This window comes from Aldersonia sp. NBC_00410 (assembly GCF_026342035.1).
Classification (GTDB): Bacteria; Actinomycetota; Actinomycetes; order Mycobacteriales; family Mycobacteriaceae; genus Aldersonia.
This window is the reverse complement of record NZ_JAPENM010000002.1, coordinates 487,419-504,865: the sequence shown is the minus strand read 5'-3', so window position 1 is coordinate 504,865 and position 17,447 is coordinate 487,419. Positions and strand designations below refer to the sequence as shown.

The window sequence follows — 17,447 nt, the reverse complement described above, 5'->3', positions numbered from 1 at the left end:
CCGTGGCAGACGGCGACCGCCCGGCAAACATCCTGCTCGTGCACTGGCACGATCTCGGCAGGTACCTCGGTGCCTACGGTTACGAGTCGGTGTCGAGCCCACGGCTCGATGAGCTTGCATCCCAGGGGATTCTGTTCACCAAGGCGCATGCCACCGCGCCGCTGTGCTCCCCGTCGCGGGGGTCGTTGTTCACCGGTCGCTACCCGCAGAGCAACGGTCTGGTGGGTCTGGCCCATCACGGCTGGGAGTACCGCCCCGAGGTGCGTACGCTTCCTGCGATTCTTTCCGAAAACGGTTGGCATACAGCTCTTTTCGGGATGCAACACGAGACCTCGTTCCCGGCTCGGCTCGGCTTCGACGAGTACGACGTGTCGAACTCGTATTGCGAATACGTCGTCGAGCAAGCCGCCGAGTGGCTGCGGAAGCCGCACGACGAACCATTCCTGTTGACCGCAGGTTTCTTCGAAACCCATCGGCCGTACCCGCGCGACCGCTACGAACCCGCCGACCGCGTCGACCTGCCCGACTACCTGCCCGACACGGCGGAGGTGCGCGAAGACCTCGCCGAGTTCTACGGGTCGATCGCCGTCGCCGATGCGGCCGTCGGCGAGCTGCTCGACACACTCGCCGAAACGGGTCTGGACCGCTCTACCTGGGTGGTGTTCGTCACCGATCATGGCGCGGCATTCCCGCGCGCCAAGTCGACGCTCTACGACGCGGGCACGGGGATCGCGTTGATCGCGCGGCCGCCGACCTCGTCCGGTGTCGCGCCGTTCGTCTACGACGAACTCTTTTCCGGCGTCGACCTGGTGCCGACGCTGCTCGAACTGCTCGGGCTAAACGAGCCCGACGACATCGAGGGCTTCTCGCACGCCGCACAGCTGCTGCAGCACGGCGACGACGCTCTGCCGGTTCGGGAACAGGTGTTCACCAGCAAGACCTACCACGACTCGTTCGACCCGATCCGGGCCGTGCGGACCAAGGACTACAGCTATATCGAGAACTACGCGGCCCGGCCGCTGCTCGACCTGCCGTGGGACATCGCCGATAGTCCCTCCGGCCGCGCGGTGGCCCCTGACGTCACGGCTGCGCGGCCGCCGCGCGAGCTCTACGATCTGCGCACAGATCCGGGGGAGACCGACAATTTGCTGCTTCGGGAGGGGCACGAGAAGATCGCCGACGAACTCGCCCTTCTGCTGCACTCCTGGCGGGAGTACACCCGCGACGTCATCCCGTCGGTGTTCGTGGGGACCAGGATCTCGGAGCGGTACACCGATACCTACGTCAAGGTGCACGGTCTCGATCTCGCCTCCCGCAAGGCGCGCAGTCGCGAACGGGGCATCGAGGACTCCGCAAGCACGTAATCGGTTGGCGCACAATAGTTTTAATCAATAAGATTTCGATCACCCGGGTGCGCGATTCCGATCGGCCGCGTCTATCATCCTTCCATGGCGGATCACCCCGGGAAATACCTGGTTCTCGCATCGCAGCGGAGCGGGAGCACACTTCTGGTCGAGTCGTTGCGCGCAACGGGCGTTGCCGGGGAGCCCGAAGAGTTCTTTCAATATCTGCCCGAGACGAGTCGCGCTCCCCAGCCGCGGCAGTGGTTCGCCGACGTCACCGATCCCACCGTGCTCGAATTGCTGGCACCGCTCGAACCGGGGACACCCGACACCGAATCGAGCGTGGCCTGGCGTGAGCGCATCCTCGACTTGGGGCGGAGTCCGAACGGGGTGTGGGGCGGCAAGCTCATGTGGAACCAGACCCCGCTACTGATCGACCGCGCGGCCGGACTGCCCGACCGCACCGGTACCGACCTGCGCTCGGCGATCCGCGACGTGCTCGGCGACGACGTGTTGTTCCTGCACGTCAGTCGACCGGATGTGGTGCATCAGGCGGTGTCGTTCTGGCGCGCCGTGCAGACGCAGATTTGGCGCGCGCCGAAGGAGCGGACCGCCGGCGTGCAGGCGAGTTACCACGCGGGCGGCATTGCGCATCTGGTCGCCATTCTGCGCGAGCAGGAGCGTGGCTGGCAGCAGTGGTTCGCCGCCGAAGACATCGCTCCGGTCGTGGTGGACTACCGGGACCTGGCCTCGGATACCACCTCGGTGGTCGCCAAGGTGCTTGCGGCGCTGGGGCTCGACCCGTCGCTGGCACCACCCCCGGCCCTGGAACGTCAGGCCGACGTGCGGTCGAATTCGTGGGTCGAGAAATATCTGGGTGAAGCCGAACGGGACGGACTGCCGACATGACCGCAGTGGAGACGATCGACGCGCGCAGAGTCGACGAATTGCGCCTGCTCGAGGCCGAATCGGTGCACATCATTCGCGAGGTGGTGGCCGAACTCGAGCGACCCGTGCTGCTGTTCTCCGCGGGCAAGGACTCGATCGTGCTGCTGCGCCTCGCGGAGAAGGCGTTCCGGCCCGCGCCGGTCCCGTTCCCGGTGCTGCACGTCGACACCGGACACAACTTTCCCGAGGTGATCGAGTTCCGGGATCGGCGGCTCGCCGCGGGCGGACATCGGTTGATCGTTGCGTCCGTGCAGGATTCGATCGACTCGGGTCGGGTACGGGAAGACGGCGCGGCGGGGGGATCGCGCAATCGTCTGCAGACCCGCACGCTGCTCGATGCGCTGGAGGCGGGCCGGTTCGATGCCGCCTTCGGCGGTGCCCGCCGCGACGAGGAGCGCGCTCGTGCGAAGGAGCGCGTGCTCAGCTTCCGCGACGAGTTCGGCCAGTGGGATCCGCGCGCGCAACGCCCGGAACCGTGGTCGTTGTACAACGGTCGTATCCGGCGCGGTGAGCAGGTCCGGGTCTTCCCGCTCAGCAACTGGACCGAGCTCGACATCTGGCGCTATATCGAACTCGAACGACTCGAACTGCCCTCGATCTACTTCGCGCACGAGCGCGAGGTGTTCGAGCGGGACGGGATCCTGCTTGCCACATCGGAATTCACCGATCCCGGGGCGACGGAGGTTCGTTCGGAGTGGGTGCGTTATCGAACCGTCGGCGACTTGACCATTACGGGCGCAGTGCGCTCGCGCGCGACGGAAATCGCTTCGGTTATAGCCGAAATCTCGGCTGCGACGGTCTCCGAACGCGGTGAGACGCGGGCCGATGACCGCACGTCCGCGGCGGCCATGGAAGACCGCAAACGGGAGGGATACTTCTGATGTCCGCACCACTCGAGCAGGGCGTCGATGCCGTCGACAATGGCGAGAGCGCATTGCAGTCGGTCGATCGTGACGCGGACCCCGCGGCTCCGCGGCAGCTGCTCCGGCTCGCCACGGCGGGATCGGTCGACGACGGCAAAAGCACGCTGATCGGTCGGCTGATGCACGACACCGACAGCCTCCCGGTGGATCACCTGGAGTCGGTGACCGGCGAGGACGGCGTCCCGGATCTGGCCGCTCTCTCCGATGGGCTGCGCGCCGAGCGGGAGCAGGGCATCACCATCGATGTCGCGTACCGGTTCTTCTCGACCGCCAACCGCAGCTACATCCTCGCCGACACCCCCGGGCACGAGCGCTACACCCGCAACATGTTCACCGGGGCATCCAACGCGCACGTCGCGATCCTGCTCGTCGACGCGCGCACCGGTGTGCTGCGTCAGACCAGGCGGCATGCGCGGATCGCGTCGTTGCTCGGGGTGACGCACCTTGTTGCGGCAGTGAACAAGATCGACCTGGTCGACTTCGACGAGGGCCGTTTCCGCGAGGTCGAAGCCGACTTGCAAACGCTGGTCCGCCGGCTCGGCGGGGCCGATCTGGTGGTCGTTCCGATTGCGGCCAAGCACGGTGACAACGTGGTGCACCGCTCGGCGCGCACGCCCTGGTATACGGGTCCCGCGTTGCTCGAACATCTGGAATCGATCGATCTCGTTGCGCCGCACGCGCAGGCCCGCGAGCTGCGGTTGCCGGTGCAGTACGTGTCGCGCCCGGACGGCCCCGCGGGCCGGCGCAGCTACACCGGCCGGCTCTCGGCGGGCACACTCGAAGTCGGCGACCCGGTTGTCGTGTTTCCGTCGGGATCGCGCAGCACGGTTATCGCCGTCGACGCGCTCGACGACGCGCGGACGGTTGCCGTTGCACCGCTGTCTGTCGCGGTGCAACTCGCCGACGACATCGACGTGGGCCGCGGTGACGTGTTGGTCAGCGGTGTCGAGGACGCGCACCTCCCCGTGGCAGCGCGCGAGCTGGAGGCCACCGTGTGCTGGTTCGGTGACCAGCCGCTGCGCGCAGGCGATCGCCTTGCGCTCAAGCACACCACGCGGACGGTGCGCGCCACGGTGCAGGCGTTGCACTCCCGGCTCGACCCCGAGACCCTCGACGAGGAGTCCTCGCCGGTGCAGTTGTCGCTCAACGACATCGGAACGGCCACGTTGCGGACGAGTTCGGTGGTCGTCGCGGACGACTATGCGAGTAATCGGGATGCCGGCGCATTCATCCTGATCGACGAGGGATCAAACGATACCGTCGGTGCCGGAATCATTCTGGAGCCACGCGAGGTCAAACCCGGTGCGCAGCAACGCACCGATGTGAAGTGGCACCCCTCGTCGCTGGACCGCACACATCGGTGGCACGCGACCGGGCAAAGCGGCGCCACTGTCTGGTTCACCGGACTGCCCGCATCCGGAAAGTCCACCGTCGCCGTCGCTTTGGAGCGCTCGCTGGTCGAATCGGGCCGAGTCGCCTATCTGCTCGACGGCGACAATGTCCGGCACGGCCTGTCCGACGACCTCGGCTTCTCGCCCGGCGATCGAGCGGAGAACATCCGTCGCGTCGGACATTTGACCCGGTTGTTCGCGGACGCGGGCGCGGTCGCGCTCGCGTCGCTGGTGTCACCGCTCGAGTCCGATCGGGCGATCGCCCGCGAGCTCAATCATGCCGCGAAGTTGCCCTTCATCGAGGTGCATGTCGCGACGCCGCTCGCCGAGTGCGAACGCCGCGACCCGAAGGGTCTCTATGCCCGCGCTCGCGCGGGAGAACTGAAGGGGCTCACCGGAATCGATGCACCGTACGAAGCGCCCACCGCTCCGGACCTCGTCATCGACACCACCGGCGCCGAGATCGACGACCTCGTCGCCCAGGTGCTCGCGGTGCTCGTCGACCGGGGGATCGTCGGCGACTGATCGGCGCCCGATCGGGATCGGGCGGCTACTCGCCGTCCGCCCGATCGCCGTCCCGGCAGATCAGCACCGGGCAGCGGGAATGATGCATGAGGTTCTGCGTGGTCGAGCCGAGTAGCGCGCCCATGATCGGGGTACGACCGTGGCTGCCGACGACAACGAGTTGCGCCTGCGTGGAGTGACGTAGCAACGCACCGCGCGCGCTGCCGCGTTCGATGAAGCGCTCGACATCCACGTCGGGAAACTTCTCACCCCAGCCGGCCAGCGCCTCCGACATCACCGCGGTCTCGCGCTGCTCGTGCGACGACCAGTTCACGAAGCGCCGTGACTCCGCGTATCCGAGCCCGGACTGTTCGGACCAGGCGTGCACGGCGATCACCGGGACGCGGAAGAACGATGCGAACTCGAATGCGTGGGCAACCGCGACGTCGCTGAGTGAACTGCCGTCGACGCCCACAACCACCGGCAGTCCCGTGGTGATCTCCCCGTCCGGATTCTCGCGCCACACCACGACCGGGCACCGCGCGTGGTTGGCCACCCGCACCACGTCGGAGCCGACGAACATGGCACGCATTTCGCTGGTCCCCGCGCTTCCCAGCACGAGCATGCGGGCGCCTTCGGAGATGGTGACCAGCGCGGGCGCGGTCTGCCCGTATTCGAGCCGGCATTCGGTGACGACGCCCGGCGCCGCGGCTCGGGCGACGGCCTCGGCAGCCGCCAACAGCTGCTCGCCCTCGGCGAGTTCGTGCTGCAGTTCCTCGTCCTTCTGCTCGCGCTCCGGGTGCTTCGGCTTCGGTACCAGGTGCGTGAGGTACAGCGGTTCCCCGAATTGCAGAGCCACCGACGCGGCCCAGCGGGCCGCGTCGAGCGCAGTGTCGGATCCGTCGATTCCGGCCACGATGCCGCGCCGGATTTCAGCAGCGCACATTGATGTCCTCCTCGCTCACGTTCCAGTCTGTGCTCTCCGGCACGGACTTCGCCAGCAGTTGGCGAGGAATTACCGACCTGTGACCGGTCAGGCGACGCGGCGGGCGAATACCGAATCGGTCAGTGCGCTGCGATAACGGTGATCGATCACCGTGGCGAGATCGGCATGGGCGGTGAGGGTCGCCGCCAATCGGACGTCCGGTTCCAGGAGCTGTGCGGTCAGGTGCACGCGATCCAACAGCACCCCGGGCGCCAGCATCCACGGCACAACGACCAGGGAACGGGCACCCGCCGCGCGAAGATCACGCAGCGCGTCGCTCACGGTGGGGGAGGCAGCGGTGGCGAAGCAGGTGCGGGCATGTCGCCAGGCCGTGCCGTGCAGGACCCGGCCGGGGATGGTCCGCGTCGCCGCATTGGCCTCCGGTCGGCGCGAACCCACCGCGCACAGCGCGACGCCCACGTCCGGATCGGCGAGTGACACCCCGGCGGCGGCAATCGCTCGGCGCGCCCCGGCGATCAGTTCGTCGTCCGCTCCGAGTATGTCGGCAGTGACCACGTCGAGGAACGGGTGGCGCACCTGCGCCTCGGCGATGATCGCAGGCAGATCGACTCGGGCATGGAACGCGCTGCCCAGCAGCAGCGGCACCACCACGACACGGCCGTAGCCGACTGTTTCCCCGGTCGCTCCGCGGGCTGCGCTCCTGCCGGCGACGGCGTCGATGGCCTGCCCGACCGACGGCGCATTCAGATCCAGGAACGCCAGCCGCACATCCCGCTCGGGATGACGTGCCCGCAACCGGCCCAGCGCTGCCGCGATCGCGCGTGCGGAACGCGGATCACGGCTGCCGTGCGCGACGGCGATCAACGGGACGGACACGATCAGACCTTCTCGCCGACCTCGACCGCGCTGAGCACGTCGCCGACCAGACCGGCCGCCAACGTGTTGCCGCCGGCGGGATCGATCAGCAGGAAGCTGCCGGTGTGCCGGTTCACCGCGTAGTCGTCGGCTGCGATGGGCTCCGCGACGCGGACGGTGATACGTCCGATGTCGTTGAGCTCCAACGACTCCGGCGACGCATCCGAAGCGAGCCGCTGCTCGTCGAACCGATCGACGAGCGCGCCGACGATGGCCTGGGTGGTGCGGGTGCCGTGCTTGAGCAGGAGCCGAGCACCGGGGCGGAGCGGCTTCTCGGCGAGCCAGCACACCGTCGCGTCGAATTCCGCGATCGGCTCGGGGGCATCGTCGGGGGCTGCGATCGTGTCACCGCGGGAGATGTCCACGTCGTCGGCGAGCACCAGCGTGACGCTGCGCCCGACCTGCGCGGTCTCGAGTTCGCCATCCGCGGTGTCGATCCGCTCGACGATGGTGCGCACGCCCGACGGCAGCACGACGACCTCGTCCCCCTGCGAAACCGACCCGGCCGCAACCTGACCGGCGTAGCCGCGGTAGTCGGGGTGCTCGGCGGTGCGCGGGCGGATCACGTACTGCACGGGGAAGCGCAGTCCGATCGAATGACGGCCGGCGCTGTCGGCGTCGACGGGCACCGACTCGAGATGCTCGATCAGACTCGGACCGTCGTAGTACGGCGTGTTGTCCGAACGGCTGGCCACGTTGTCGCCGAACTTCGCCGAGACCGGGATCTCGAGCACGTCGTCCTCGGACCAGCCGAGGGTGCGGGTGAGCTCGCCGAACTCCGCCGAGATCTCGGCGAACACCTCGGCGGGGTTGTCGATCAGGTCGACTTTGTTCACCGCGAGTACCAGTTTCGGCACACCGAGCAGCGCGAGCACCGCCGCGTGGCGACGGGTCTGCTCGATGACACCCTTGCGGGCATCGACGAGCAGGATCACCAGCTGCGCGGTGGACGCACCGGACACCGTGTTGCGGGTGTACTGCACGTGCCCCGGCGTGTCGGCGAGCACGAACGAGCGCTTCGGCGTCGCGAAGTAGCGGTAGGCCACGTCGATGGTGATGCCTTGCTCGCGTTCGGCTCGCAAACCGTCCACCAGCAGTGACAGGTCGGGTGTCGCCAGGCCCTTGTCGACCGAGGCGCGCGTGACCGCATCGATCTGGTCGGCCAGTACCGACTTGGTGTCGTAGAGCAGGCGGCCCACCAGCGTGGATTTGCCGTCGTCGACACTGCCGGCCGTGGCCAGCCGCAGAAGCTGCGTGTCGCTGTGCAGGCTCGGCTCGATTGCTTCACTCATGATCAGAAATAGCCCTCACGCTTACGGTCTTCCATTGCCGCCTCGGACACCCGGTCGTCGCCGCGGGTGGCGCCGCGCTCGGTGAGCCGGGAGGCCGCGACCTCGGCGAGGATCGCTTGGTTGTCGGCGGCATCGGAAAGGATTGCGCCGGTCGTGGATCCGTCGCCGACGGTCCGGTAGCGCACCGAACGGACCTCCAGTGCCTCGTTCTCGGCGGGTCCGCCCCACGAGCCCGGCGTCATCCACATCCCGTCGCGCTGGTACACCGGCCGCTGGTGTGCGTAGTAGATGTTGGCCAGGTCGACGTCCTCGCGAGCGATGTAGCGCCAGATATCGAGTTCGGTCCAGTTGCTCAACGGGAACACCCGCACATGCTCGCCGGGAGCGTGCTTGCCGTTGTAGAGGTTCCACAGCTCCGGGCGCTGCCGCTTCGGGTCCCACTGCCCGAAGGCGTTGCGCAGCGAGAAGATTCGTTCCTTCGCGCGCGACCGCTCCTCGTCGCGGCGCCCGCCGCCGAATACGGCGTCGAAGCGGTGCTCGGCGATGGCGTCGAGCAGGGGCACGGTCTGCAGCGGGTTGCGAATCCCGTCCGTGCGCTCGGTGAGTCGTCCGTCGGCGAGGTAGTCCTCGACGTTGGCCACGTGCAGGCGCAGGCCGTACCGCTCCACGATGCGGTCGCGGAACTCGAGCACCTCGGGCAGGTTGTGTCCGGTGTCGACGTGCAGCAGCGCGAACGGCAGGGGTGCCGGCCAGAACGCCTTCAGCGCGAGGTGCAGCAGGACGGTCGAGTCCTTGCCACCGGAGAACAGGATGACCGGGCGCTCGAACTCGCCGGCGACCTCACGGAAGATGTGGATGGCCTCGGATTCCAACGCGGCGAGCGTGTCGAATTCCGTTCGTGCCCGGGTGATCTGAGCGGTCATGACGAGTGCAACCCACATTCGGTCTTGGCGAACCCGGCCCAGCGGCCGCTTCGCGGATCGGTTCCCGGCTCCGGCTTCCTGGTGCACGGAGCGCAGCCGATGGAGGGGTAGCCCTCCTCGACGAGCGGATTCACCAGGACACCGTGCTTGTTGATGAAGTCCTGCATGTCGTCGTCGGACCACGCGGCGATCGGGTTGATCTTCACCAGACCGAACGCGTCGTCGTAGGAGACCAGCGGCGCGTTGGCGCGGGTGGGGGACTCCACGCGCCGAATACCGGTGACCCAGGCGCGGTAGTTGCTCAGCGTGTTCTGCAGCGGCACCACCTTGCGCAACCGGCAGCATTCGCCGGGATCGCTGGCGAACAGGTTCTTGCCGACGAGGCGGTTCTGCTCCTCGACGGACTGTTCGGGAGTCGCGTTCACGATGTTGACGCCGTACACCGCCTCTACCGCGTCACGGGTGCCGATGGTTTCCGCGAAGTGGTAACCGGTGTCGAGGAACAGCACGTCCACGCCCGGGCGGATCTCAGCGGCGAGGTGCACCAGAACCGCGTCCTGCATGTTCGAGGCAACGATGTAACCGTCGCGTCCCTCCGCATCCGCATGGCGGGGACCGAACGTCTCGTCGGTCCAGCGCAGGAGTTCCTCGGCGCTCGCACCGACCAGATCCGCCGCGCCGCGCTCCGCAATGGTGCGCAGCGCCGCCGTGTCACGGGTGGAGATGACGCTCATCGCAAGTCCGCCTCTTCCGCCCGGACCGCCCACTGGGCGAACCGCTCATTCTCGTTGCGGTGCTTCATGAAGTTGCGCACCACGCGCTCGATGTAGTCACCGAGCTCCTCGGAGGTCACCTTGTGCTGGCGCAGCTTGCGGCCGAAACCGCTGTCGAGGCCGAGGCTGCCGCCGAGGTGGACCTGGAAGCCCTCCACCTGGTTGCCTTCGCCGTCGTCGACGAGCTGGCCCTTGAAGCCGATGTCGGCGATCTGGGACCGGCCGCACGAGTTGGGGCAGCCGTTGATGTTGATCGTGATCGGCACGTCGAGCTCGGCGTTGATATCGGCGAGGCGCTGCTCGAGCTCGGGGGCGAGCACCTGCGAGCGCTTGCGCGTCTCAACGAAGGACAGCTTGCAGAACTCGATACCGCTGCACGCCAGCAGGTTTCGGCGCCAATGCGACGGACGGGCCTGAAGGCCGAGTGGTTCGAGTTCGGCAATGAGCTGCTCGACCTTGTCGTCGGCGACATCGAGCACGATGAGCTTCTGGTACGGGGTGAACCGGATCCGGTCCGCGCCGATCCGCTCGACCGCGTCGGCCACCTGGGTGAGCTTGCTGCCGGAGACCCGGCCGGCGATGGGGGAGAAGCCGACCGCGTTCAGCCCATTTTGCAGCTTCTGTACGCCCACGTGGTCGATCGGGCGGCTCGGCTGCTCGGGTGCGGGACCGTCGATCAGCTTGCGCTTCAGATACTCGTCCTCGAGTACCTGGCGGAACTTCTCGATGCCCCAGTCCTTCACGAGGAACTTCAGGCGGGCCTTGGTGCGCAGCCGGCGGTAGCCGTAGTCGCGGAACAGCGAGACGACCGCTTCCCATACGTCGGGAACCTCGTCCAGCGGCACCCAGGCGCCGACGCGCTGGGCCAGCATCGGGTTGGTCGACAGGCCACCGCCGACCCATAGGTCGAGACCGGGGCCGTGCTCGGGGTGCTCTACGCCGACGAAGGCAACGTCGTTGATCTCGTGCACCACGTCCTGCTGGCCCGAGATCGCGGTCTTGAACTTGCGGGGGAGGTTCGAGTACTCCTTCTTGCCGATGTAGCGGCGCACGATCTCGTCGATCGCAGGAGTGGTGTCGATGATCTCGTCGAGCGACTCACCCGCGAGCGGGGAACCGAGCACGACGCGCGGGCAGTCGCCGCATGCCTCGGTGGTCTGCAGACCGACGGCTTCGAGTCGCTTCCAGATCTCCGGGACATTCTCGATCTCGATCCAGTGATACTGGACGTTCTCCCGGTCGGACAGGTCGGCGGTGTCACGGGCGAACTCGGTGGAGATCTGGCCGAGCGTGCGCAGCTGCTCGACGTTCAGGGCACCACCGTCGCAGCGCACCCGCATCATGAAGTACTCGGCCTCGAGCAGGTCGATGTTCTCGTCGCCGGTGAAGGTGCCGTCGTAGCCCTGCTCGCGCTGGGTGTAGAGGCCCCACCAGCGCATCCGGCCGCGCAGATCGCCCTTGTCGATGCTGTCGAAACCGTTCTTTGCGTAGATGTTCTCGATCCGTGCGCGAACGTTGAGCGGGTTGTCGTCCTTCTTGGCCTGCTCGTTTGCGTTGAGCGGTTCGCGGTAACCGAGGGCCCACTGTCCCTCGGCCCGGCGACGAGTGGGCTTCGCTGTGCGCTGGCGAGCCGCAGGCTGGCGCGCGGCCGTCGGGTCGGTGCGCTGACGCGCTGCGGGCTCACCCGTGGCTGTGCCGGCGTCGGTGCTCGACGTCATTGGATTGCTCCTGAACTAGTGGTGTCACGGCACGGCGAAGCGCAGGGCTGGTGCGCTCGTCGGTAACCGTGGCCGGGCGGAAGGGCCCGAGAAATCTTTGAGAGGCTGGGTCTACCGGGAACAGTCGGGCAGACAACAACAGCTACAGACACGCTTCAGGTCGACATGGCGGCGTGCCACAAGTCGAACTCCAGCACCACAGGTGCGGGCGTCGTGTCGGGTCATGGGGGCCATTCTGCCACGGGAAATGCCTCGTGCCGACCCCAGCCGGGTATTTCCCCCGATTTCTCGGGAAATATGCTGGTCGCTTCGGCGTAATGATTCCGGCAACGACTGGTGTGGGGCGCCCCGCGAAGCGCGGGACAATGAATCGGTGAACAGTCTCCCGACCGTGGCGCCGAGCGCGTCGTTCGAGCTGTCCGACGTGGCGCTGGACGGCGTCGGTCGGCGGCCGTTCGGTATCTACGTGCATGTGCCGTTCTGTGCGACGCGGTGCGGTTACTGCGACTTCAATACCTACACCGCGGGGGAGCTCGGCAGCTCGGCGTCGCCGCAGTCCTGGCTCGAGGGCTTACGTACCGAACTCGACCTCGCCGCCGATGTGCTGGCTCGCAGTCCGGGTGGTGTCCCGCGCACGCAGACCGTGTTCGTCGGCGGTGGTACGCCGTCGCTGCTCGGTGGCGACGGGCTCGCCGCGGTACTCGACGCGGTGCGGGCGAGCTTCGGACTGGCGGACGACGCGGAGGTCACCACAGAGTCGAACCCGGAGTCGACCGGGCCGGAGTTCTTCGAGCACATCCGCGCAGCGGGGTATACCCGGATATCACTCGGAATGCAGTCCGCCGCACCGCATGTGCTCGCGATGCTCGATCGCGTGCACACGCCGGGTCGGCCGGTCGCCGCGGCGCGCGAGGCGCGGGCAGCGGGCTTCGATCACGTCAACCTCGACCTGATCTACGGCACTCCGGGCGAGCGCGCCATCGACCTGGCACGGTCGCTGGACGCGGTGCTCGAGGCCGGGGTCGACCACGTCTCCGCGTACGCCCTGATCGTCGAGGACGGCACCGCGCTGTCGCGGCGGATCCGGCGTGGCGAGGTGGCCGCGCCCGACGACGACGTGCTCGCGGCGCGCTACGAGCAGGTCGATGCCCGGCTGACCGCGGCGGGCCTGCACTGGTACGAGGTGTCGAACTGGGCGGCAGACGCGGGGGATTCAGGCTGGGCGAGCGGAGCGGCGGATTCACGCTGCCGGCACAACCTGGGTTACTGGGATGGCGGGGATTGGTGGGGTGCGGGCCCCGGCGCGCACAGCCATGTGGGCGGGGTGCGGTGGTGGAACGTCAAGCACCCGGCTCGATACGCGCAGACCCTCTCGGCGGGCGTGTTGCCGGTACAGGACAGCGAGACGTTGACGTCGGACGAGACGCATACCGAAGAAGTGATGTTGACCACACGGTTGCGGACCGGATTGCCGGCCGGTGTGCTCGATCCGAGCGAGCGAACCGCCGCGGACGCACTCGTCGCCGACGGTCTGCTCGTGCACGAGCGCGAGCGGTTCGTGCTGACCGATCGCGGCCGACTGCTCGCCGACGCGGTGGTCCGGACCGTGCTCAGCTGAACCGTTCGGTTCGAGTGCTCAGCCGACCTGCGACGTGTCGCCCGGATCGACATCGTCGACGCCGAATTCGAGGACCCGCGCATGCAGGACCGTCCGGTTGCGCAACGCCGCCCGCACAGCCCGGTGCAGGCCGTCCTCCAGGTAGATCACGCCGTGCCAGCGCACCGCATGCGGAAAGAGGTCGCCATAGAAGGTGGAGTCCTCGGACAGCAGTCGATCGAGCGCGAGCACGGTCGTGGTGGTGACGATCTCGTCGAGGCGAACCTGCCGCGGCGGGATTCGCGACCAATCGCGTAGCGAGAGCCCATGGTCGGGATACGGCTTGCCCTCCCGCACGCCTCGAAAAATCATCGTCACCGCCGGCATCGTTTTGGTGGGTCGGACATCCGCTGGGGCGCCCGTTGCACAGTCGTTCCGGCGCACACCCTACGTCTTGCCGGGGATGTGTAGGGTGCGCGGACTAAGCTGGATGTTCACCCCTGGTACGGGTCGTGGTAGTGCGAGGAGCACGGGCGGACCGGGGTGCTGGTCGCCGAACGTGGCAGGAGGTGTGGTCGATGGCGAGTACGGACGAGCGGCGCTTCGAGGTGCTGCGCGCGATCGTTGCCGACTACGTGTCCACCAAGGAGCCGGTGGGCTCCAAGGCGCTCGTGGAGCGGCACAACCTCGGTGTGTCCAGTGCGACGGTGCGCAACGACATGGCCGTGCTCGAGGCCGAGGGCTACATCGCCCAGCCGCACACCAGTTCGGGACGAGTGCCGACCGACAAGGGGTACCGGCAGTTCGTCGACCGGATCGCGGAGGTGAAGCCGCTCTCCACTGCCGAGCGGCGGGCGATTCTCGAGTTTCTCGAAACCGGGGTCGACCTCGACGACGTGCTGCGTCGCGGAGTACGCCTGCTCGCGCAGCTCACCAGGCAGGTCGCGATCGTGCAGTACCCGTCGCTGTCGGCGTCGTCGGTGCGGCATCTCGAGATCGTGCCGTTGACGCCGGCACGATTGCTGTTGGTGGTCATCACCGACACCGGTCGCGTCGACCAGCGCATCGTGGAGCTCGGTGACGTGATCTCGGACGAGGATTTGTCCGGGCTGCGGAACCTGCTCGGTGGCGCGTTGGAGGGCAAGCGGCTCGCCGCCGCGTCGCACGCCGTCGCCGCGCTCGCCGACGATGCGCCGCCGCAGCTTCGCGATGCCGTCATCCGCGCAGCGACGGTGCTGGTGGAGACCCTCGTCGAGCATCCGGAGGATCGGCTGGTCCTCGGCGGCACTGCGAACCTCACCCGCAACGCCGCCGACTTCGAGGCGCTGCCCGGGTTCCCGGGTTCGCTGCGCTCGGTGCTCGAGGCGCTCGAGGAACAGGTGGTCGTGCTGAAGTTGCTCGCCGCCGCGCAGCAGCCCGGCACGGTCACCGTGCGGATCGGGGAGGAAACGCAGGTGGAGGAGATGCGGGGAACCTCGATGGTGACGACCGGCTACGGTCTGAGCACCGTCCTCGGCGGGATGGGCGTACTCGGCCCGACGCGGATGGACTACCCGGGCACAATCGCCTCCGTGGCGACCGTCGCGAAGTACATCGGCGAGGTGCTCGCAGGACGCTAACTGCCGGGCTCGGTGGGATAACGGGTAGCGTTTGCAATGTTGGACAGCGCGGTGTGCCGTGCTGTCGCCACCCGTCGCGGACCGTTGGTCGGCGGCGGGAAGCGCATTGTGGGCGCGGAACCCGACTGGAATACGGAATAGGACGAGAGAACTCAGGTGGCACGCGACTACTACGGACTGCTCGGGATCGGGCGCAACGCATCCGATCAGGAAATCAAGCGGGCGTACCGCAAGCTCGCACGTGAGCTGCATCCCGACGTCAACCCGGACGAGGCCGCGCAGGCGCGATTCAAGGACATTTCGGCGGCCTATGAAGTGCTGTCGGATCCGGAGAAGCGTCGCATCGTCGACATGGGCGGCGATCCGCTCGAGTCCGGCGGCGGGGGCGGCGCAGGCGGCTTCGGTGGCGCCGGTTTCGGTGGGCTCGGCGACGTGTTCGAGGCCTTCTTCGGCGCGGGTGCGACCGGCGGGAGTCGGCGGCCGCGTGGACGCGTCCAGCCCGGCGCCGATTCGCTGCTGCGGACCAGGCTGACACTCGCCGAGTGCGCCACCGGGGTCACCAAGCATCTGACCGTCGACACCGCTGTGCTGTGCGACGTGTGCGTCGGCTCCGGTACGGCCGGAAACTCGAAGCCCAGCCGGTGCGACACCTGTGGCGGTGCCGGCGAAGTGCAGTCGGTGCAGCGCTCGTTCCTCGGCCAGGTGATGACATCGCGGCCGTGCCCGACCTGTCGCGGTGCCGGCGAAGTGATCACCGACCCGTGCCACAAGTGCTCCGGCGACGGCCGCGTTCGCGCTCGCCGCGAGATCGCCGCCAAGGTCCCCGCCGGCGTGGCGAACGGGATGCGCATCCGACTTGCCTCGCAGGGCGAGGTCGGTCCGGGCGGCGGCCCCGCGGGCGATCTGTACGTCGAGGTCGTCGAACAGCCGCACGACACGTTCCTGCGCGATGGCGACGACCTGCACTGCACGATCCGGGTACCGATGGTCGACGCCGCGCTCGGCACCACGGTCGTGGTGGACACCATCATCGACGGACCGACCGAGTTCACGATCGCGCCGGGCTCACAGGCGGGACAGCAGATCGTGCTGCGCGGGCATGGCATGCCCAAGCTGCGTTCGGGCACCCGTGGTGACCTGGTCGCGCATTTCGACGTGGTGGTGCCGACCAAGCTCGATCACAAGCAGGCCGAGCTGCTGCGCGACTACAAGAACCTGCGCGAGCGTGATCGCGCCGAGGTCGTGTCGAGCGGGTCCGAGCACAGCGGCGGGTTGTTCTCGCGGCTGCGCGCCTCGTTCAGCGGTCGCTGACGAGCGGCGGATCTCGTGGCCGCCACGCTGTTCTACCTCGACACGCTGCCGCCGGTCGGTGCCGTCGCGGTCCTCGACGGCAAGGAGGGCCATCACGCCGCGACCGTGCGGCGGATCGGGGTGGGTGAGCGGATCACCTTGTCCGACGGGCACGGTGACGTCGCCGAGACGACTGTCACGGCAGCGTCGCGCGACCGGCTGGATCTGACGGTCCTCGCCCGCTCGCAGGTCGAGCCGCCGACGCCGCGGGTCACGCTGGTCCAGGCGCTACCGAAATCCGACCGTTCGGAACTGGCCGTCGAACTCGCCACCGAGGCCGGGATCGATGCGATCGTGCCCTGGCAGGCGGCGCGATGTGTCGCACGCTGGGATGGCGTCAAGACCCGCAAGGGCGTCGACAAGTGGCGGGCCGCGGCGCTATCGGCCGCTCGGCAGTCGCGGCGGGCGCATATCCCGGAGGTAGCGGATCTGCACGACACCGCGGCAGTATGCGCACTCGTGCGCGATCGCGTAGCCACGGGCGGGCTGGCACTGGCACTACACGAATCCGCCGAGGGATCGCTCGCGCGGCTCGACCTCGCCGAAGTTCCCGACGTGCTGCTCGTGGTCGGGCCCGAGGGTGGCTTGGACGACACCGAGCTGGACAAGCTTGCCGAGGCAGGCGCTCGTGCGGTGCTGCTCGGCCCGAGCGTGCTGCGCACCTCGACAGCCGCGGCGGTGGCCCTCGGCGCGCTCGGCGCACTGACCGAGCGTTGGTGCGCCCGCCCGCTGCACTAGCGATACAGGGTCGGCTCCACGATCAGCTCGAAACCGGGCAGATCGAACCGTAGGGTGCCAGCGACTCTCCCGCGGCGGCGGGCCCGTCGCCGAACCAGCAGTGACCGTTGGGGTTGACCACGAAATCTCCCGCGCGCACCCGCACCGCGCCACGCGCTTCGAGCGCGGTGCCCGGCGGTATCGGGACGAGATCGTGCACCCACGGCGCGAGATAGGGGTGCGCAACGATGGTGTCGCCCTCAGCCTGCACTGGCGGGACCTGGACGGGAGAGAAGGCCGGGGTGAGCGCCGGCGCGGCGCCGGTCCCGTTGGCGGGCTGCGCGTAGTCGGGTGTCAGCGTGTCCGCGGCCGATGTTCCGGCCCCGATCAATGCGAGCACAGCCACGGTGAGCAGCAGTTTCATGACTGCTATGGTCCGGCGCCGTGCTGCGGGCGTGAATGATTGCATTCGGCGCGAGCGCAACGTG

General features: G+C 68.1%; 17 protein-coding genes. 8 read left to right on the top strand and 9 right to left on the bottom strand.

Translation table 11 applies throughout. The annotated features are described in order from the left end of the window. The first annotated feature begins 2 nt into the window (after positions 1 to 2). From OG921_RS06090 to cysC, 4 genes are all read left to right on the top strand, one after another. Complete coding sequence (locus tag OG921_RS06090; RefSeq protein WP_266111640.1) at positions 3 to 1,364, top strand: sulfatase; 1,362 nt, start codon at positions 3 to 5, stop codon at positions 1,362 to 1,364. An 84-nt stretch (positions 1,365 to 1,448) separates the two neighbouring features. Then, the gene (locus OG921_RS06085; RefSeq protein ID WP_266111454.1) at positions 1,449 to 2,252 is read left to right on the top strand and encodes a Stf0 family sulfotransferase; all 804 of its coding nucleotides are present in this window, start codon (positions 1,449 to 1,451) and stop codon (positions 2,250 to 2,252) included. After that, positions 2,249 to 3,172, top strand: coding sequence for a sulfate adenylyltransferase subunit CysD (gene cysD, locus OG921_RS06080; protein WP_266111453.1), 924 nt, complete (start codon positions 2,249 to 2,251; stop codon positions 3,170 to 3,172). The genes OG921_RS06085 and cysD (OG921_RS06080) overlap by 4 nt, the downstream gene beginning before the upstream one ends. Beyond that, the gene (gene cysC / locus OG921_RS06075) at positions 3,172 to 5,130 is read left to right on the top strand and encodes an adenylyl-sulfate kinase (protein ID WP_266111452.1); all 1,959 of its coding nucleotides are present in this window, start codon (positions 3,172 to 3,174) and stop codon (positions 5,128 to 5,130) included. Before cysD (OG921_RS06080) ends, cysC begins: the two co-directional genes overlap by 1 nt. Before the next feature lie 25 nt (positions 5,131 to 5,155). Here cysC and OG921_RS06070 read toward each other — a convergent pair whose 3' ends face one another. The 7 genes from OG921_RS06070 to OG921_RS26675 all read right to left on the bottom strand — a co-directional run bounded on the left by OG921_RS06070 (position 5,156) and on the right by OG921_RS26675 (position 11,901). Then, positions 5,156 to 6,055, bottom strand: a complete 900-nt coding sequence (locus OG921_RS06070) for a universal stress protein (protein ID WP_266111451.1) — start codon at positions 6,053 to 6,055, stop codon at positions 5,156 to 5,158. 87 nt (positions 6,056 to 6,142) lie between these two features. Next, positions 6,143 to 6,931 (bottom strand): sirohydrochlorin chelatase, encoded by a 789-nt coding sequence (locus OG921_RS06065; protein WP_266111450.1) that lies wholly within the window; start codon positions 6,929 to 6,931, stop codon positions 6,143 to 6,145. A 2-nt stretch (positions 6,932 to 6,933) separates the two neighbouring features. Continuing rightward, positions 6,934 to 8,262, bottom strand: coding sequence for a sulfate adenylyltransferase subunit 1 (locus OG921_RS06060; protein WP_266111449.1), 1,329 nt, complete (start codon positions 8,260 to 8,262; stop codon positions 6,934 to 6,936). A 2-nt stretch (positions 8,263 to 8,264) separates the two neighbouring features. Further along, positions 8,265 to 9,185, bottom strand: coding sequence for a sulfate adenylyltransferase subunit CysD (gene cysD / locus OG921_RS06055; RefSeq protein ID WP_266111448.1), 921 nt, complete (start codon positions 9,183 to 9,185; stop codon positions 8,265 to 8,267). Next, positions 9,182 to 9,919, bottom strand: a complete 738-nt coding sequence (locus tag OG921_RS06050; RefSeq protein ID WP_266111447.1) for a phosphoadenylyl-sulfate reductase — start codon at positions 9,917 to 9,919, stop codon at positions 9,182 to 9,184. Before OG921_RS06050 ends, cysD (OG921_RS06055) begins: the two co-directional genes overlap by 4 nt. Further along, positions 9,916 to 11,676, bottom strand: coding sequence for a nitrite/sulfite reductase (locus OG921_RS06045; protein ID WP_266111446.1), 1,761 nt, complete (start codon positions 11,674 to 11,676; stop codon positions 9,916 to 9,918). The genes OG921_RS06050 and OG921_RS06045 overlap by 4 nt, the downstream gene beginning before the upstream one ends. Before the next feature lie 111 nt (positions 11,677 to 11,787). Continuing rightward, positions 11,788 to 11,901 carry an Ms4527A family Cys-rich leader peptide gene (locus tag OG921_RS26675; RefSeq protein ID WP_353962092.1) on the bottom strand — a complete coding sequence of 38 codons (114 nt, stop codon included), beginning with the start codon at positions 11,899 to 11,901 and terminating at the stop codon, positions 11,788 to 11,790. 148 nt (positions 11,902 to 12,049) lie between these two features. On the opposite strand from OG921_RS26675, the gene hemW reads away from it, so the two are divergent. Continuing rightward, positions 12,050 to 13,294, top strand: coding sequence for a radical SAM family heme chaperone HemW (hemW, locus tag OG921_RS06040; RefSeq protein ID WP_266111445.1), 1,245 nt, complete (start codon positions 12,050 to 12,052; stop codon positions 13,292 to 13,294). A gap of 18 nt (positions 13,295 to 13,312) precedes the next feature. Here hemW and OG921_RS06035 read toward each other — a convergent pair whose 3' ends face one another. Beyond that, positions 13,313 to 13,645 carry a type II toxin-antitoxin system VapB family antitoxin gene (locus OG921_RS06035; RefSeq protein WP_266111639.1) on the bottom strand — a complete coding sequence of 111 codons (333 nt, stop codon included), beginning with the start codon at positions 13,643 to 13,645 and terminating at the stop codon, positions 13,313 to 13,315. Between the two features lie 206 nt (positions 13,646 to 13,851). On the opposite strand from OG921_RS06035, the gene hrcA reads away from it, so the two are divergent. The 3 genes from hrcA (at position 13,852) to OG921_RS06020 (ending at position 16,980) form a co-directional block, all read left to right on the top strand. Beyond that, entirely contained in the window at positions 13,852 to 14,892 is a 1,041-nt protein-coding gene (gene hrcA, locus OG921_RS06030; protein WP_266111444.1) for a heat-inducible transcriptional repressor HrcA, read from the top strand. A gap of 156 nt (positions 14,893 to 15,048) precedes the next feature. Beyond that, on the top strand, positions 15,049 to 16,203 hold the full coding sequence (gene dnaJ, locus OG921_RS06025) for a molecular chaperone DnaJ (RefSeq protein WP_266111443.1): 1,155 nt from the start codon (positions 15,049 to 15,051) through the stop codon (positions 16,201 to 16,203). A 15-nt stretch (positions 16,204 to 16,218) separates the two neighbouring features. Beyond that, entirely contained in the window at positions 16,219 to 16,980 is a 762-nt protein-coding gene (locus OG921_RS06020; protein WP_266111442.1) for a 16S rRNA (uracil(1498)-N(3))-methyltransferase, read from the top strand. Positions 16,981 to 17,002: 22 nt separating this feature from the next. Here the strand turns inward: OG921_RS06020 and OG921_RS06015 are convergent, their stop codons facing one another. Next, positions 17,003 to 17,383 carry a hypothetical protein gene (locus OG921_RS06015; RefSeq protein WP_266111441.1) on the bottom strand — a complete coding sequence of 127 codons (381 nt, stop codon included), beginning with the start codon at positions 17,381 to 17,383 and terminating at the stop codon, positions 17,003 to 17,005. Between the last annotated feature and the right edge of the window lie 64 nt (positions 17,384 to 17,447).

Bases quoted from the DNA above. Each gene is read 5' to 3' on its own strand.
- OG921_RS06085 (WP_266111454.1), top strand. From the start codon at position 1,449: ATGGCGGATCACCCCGGGAAATACCTGGTTCTCGCATCGCAGCGGAGC.
- cysD (WP_266111453.1), top strand. From the start codon at position 2,249: ATGACCGCAGTGGAGACGATCGACGCGCGCAGAGTCGACGAATTGCGC.
- cysC (WP_266111452.1), top strand. From the start codon at position 3,172: ATGTCCGCACCACTCGAGCAGGGCGTCGATGCCGTCGACAATGGCGAG.
- OG921_RS06070 (WP_266111451.1), bottom strand. From the start codon at position 6,055: ATGTGCGCTGCTGAAATCCGGCGCGGCATCGTGGCCGGAATCGACGGA.
- OG921_RS06060 (WP_266111449.1), bottom strand. From the start codon at position 8,262: ATGAGTGAAGCAATCGAGCCGAGCCTGCACAGCGACACGCAGCTTCTG.
- cysD (WP_266111448.1), bottom strand. From the start codon at position 9,185: ATGACCGCTCAGATCACCCGGGCACGAACGGAATTCGACACGCTCGCC.
- OG921_RS06050 (WP_266111447.1), bottom strand. From the start codon at position 9,919: ATGAGCGTCATCTCCACCCGTGACACGGCGGCGCTGCGCACCATTGCG.
- OG921_RS06045 (WP_266111446.1), bottom strand. From the start codon at position 11,676: ATGACGTCGAGCACCGACGCCGGCACAGCCACGGGTGAGCCCGCAGCG.
- OG921_RS26675 (WP_353962092.1), bottom strand. From the start codon at position 11,901: ATGACCCGACACGACGCCCGCACCTGTGGTGCTGGAGTTCGACTTGTG.
- OG921_RS06035 (WP_266111639.1), bottom strand. From the start codon at position 13,645: ATGATTTTTCGAGGCGTGCGGGAGGGCAAGCCGTATCCCGACCATGGG.
- hrcA (WP_266111444.1), top strand. From the start codon at position 13,852: ATGGCGAGTACGGACGAGCGGCGCTTCGAGGTGCTGCGCGCGATCGTT.
- OG921_RS06015 (WP_266111441.1), bottom strand. From the start codon at position 17,383: ATGAAACTGCTGCTCACCGTGGCTGTGCTCGCATTGATCGGGGCCGGA.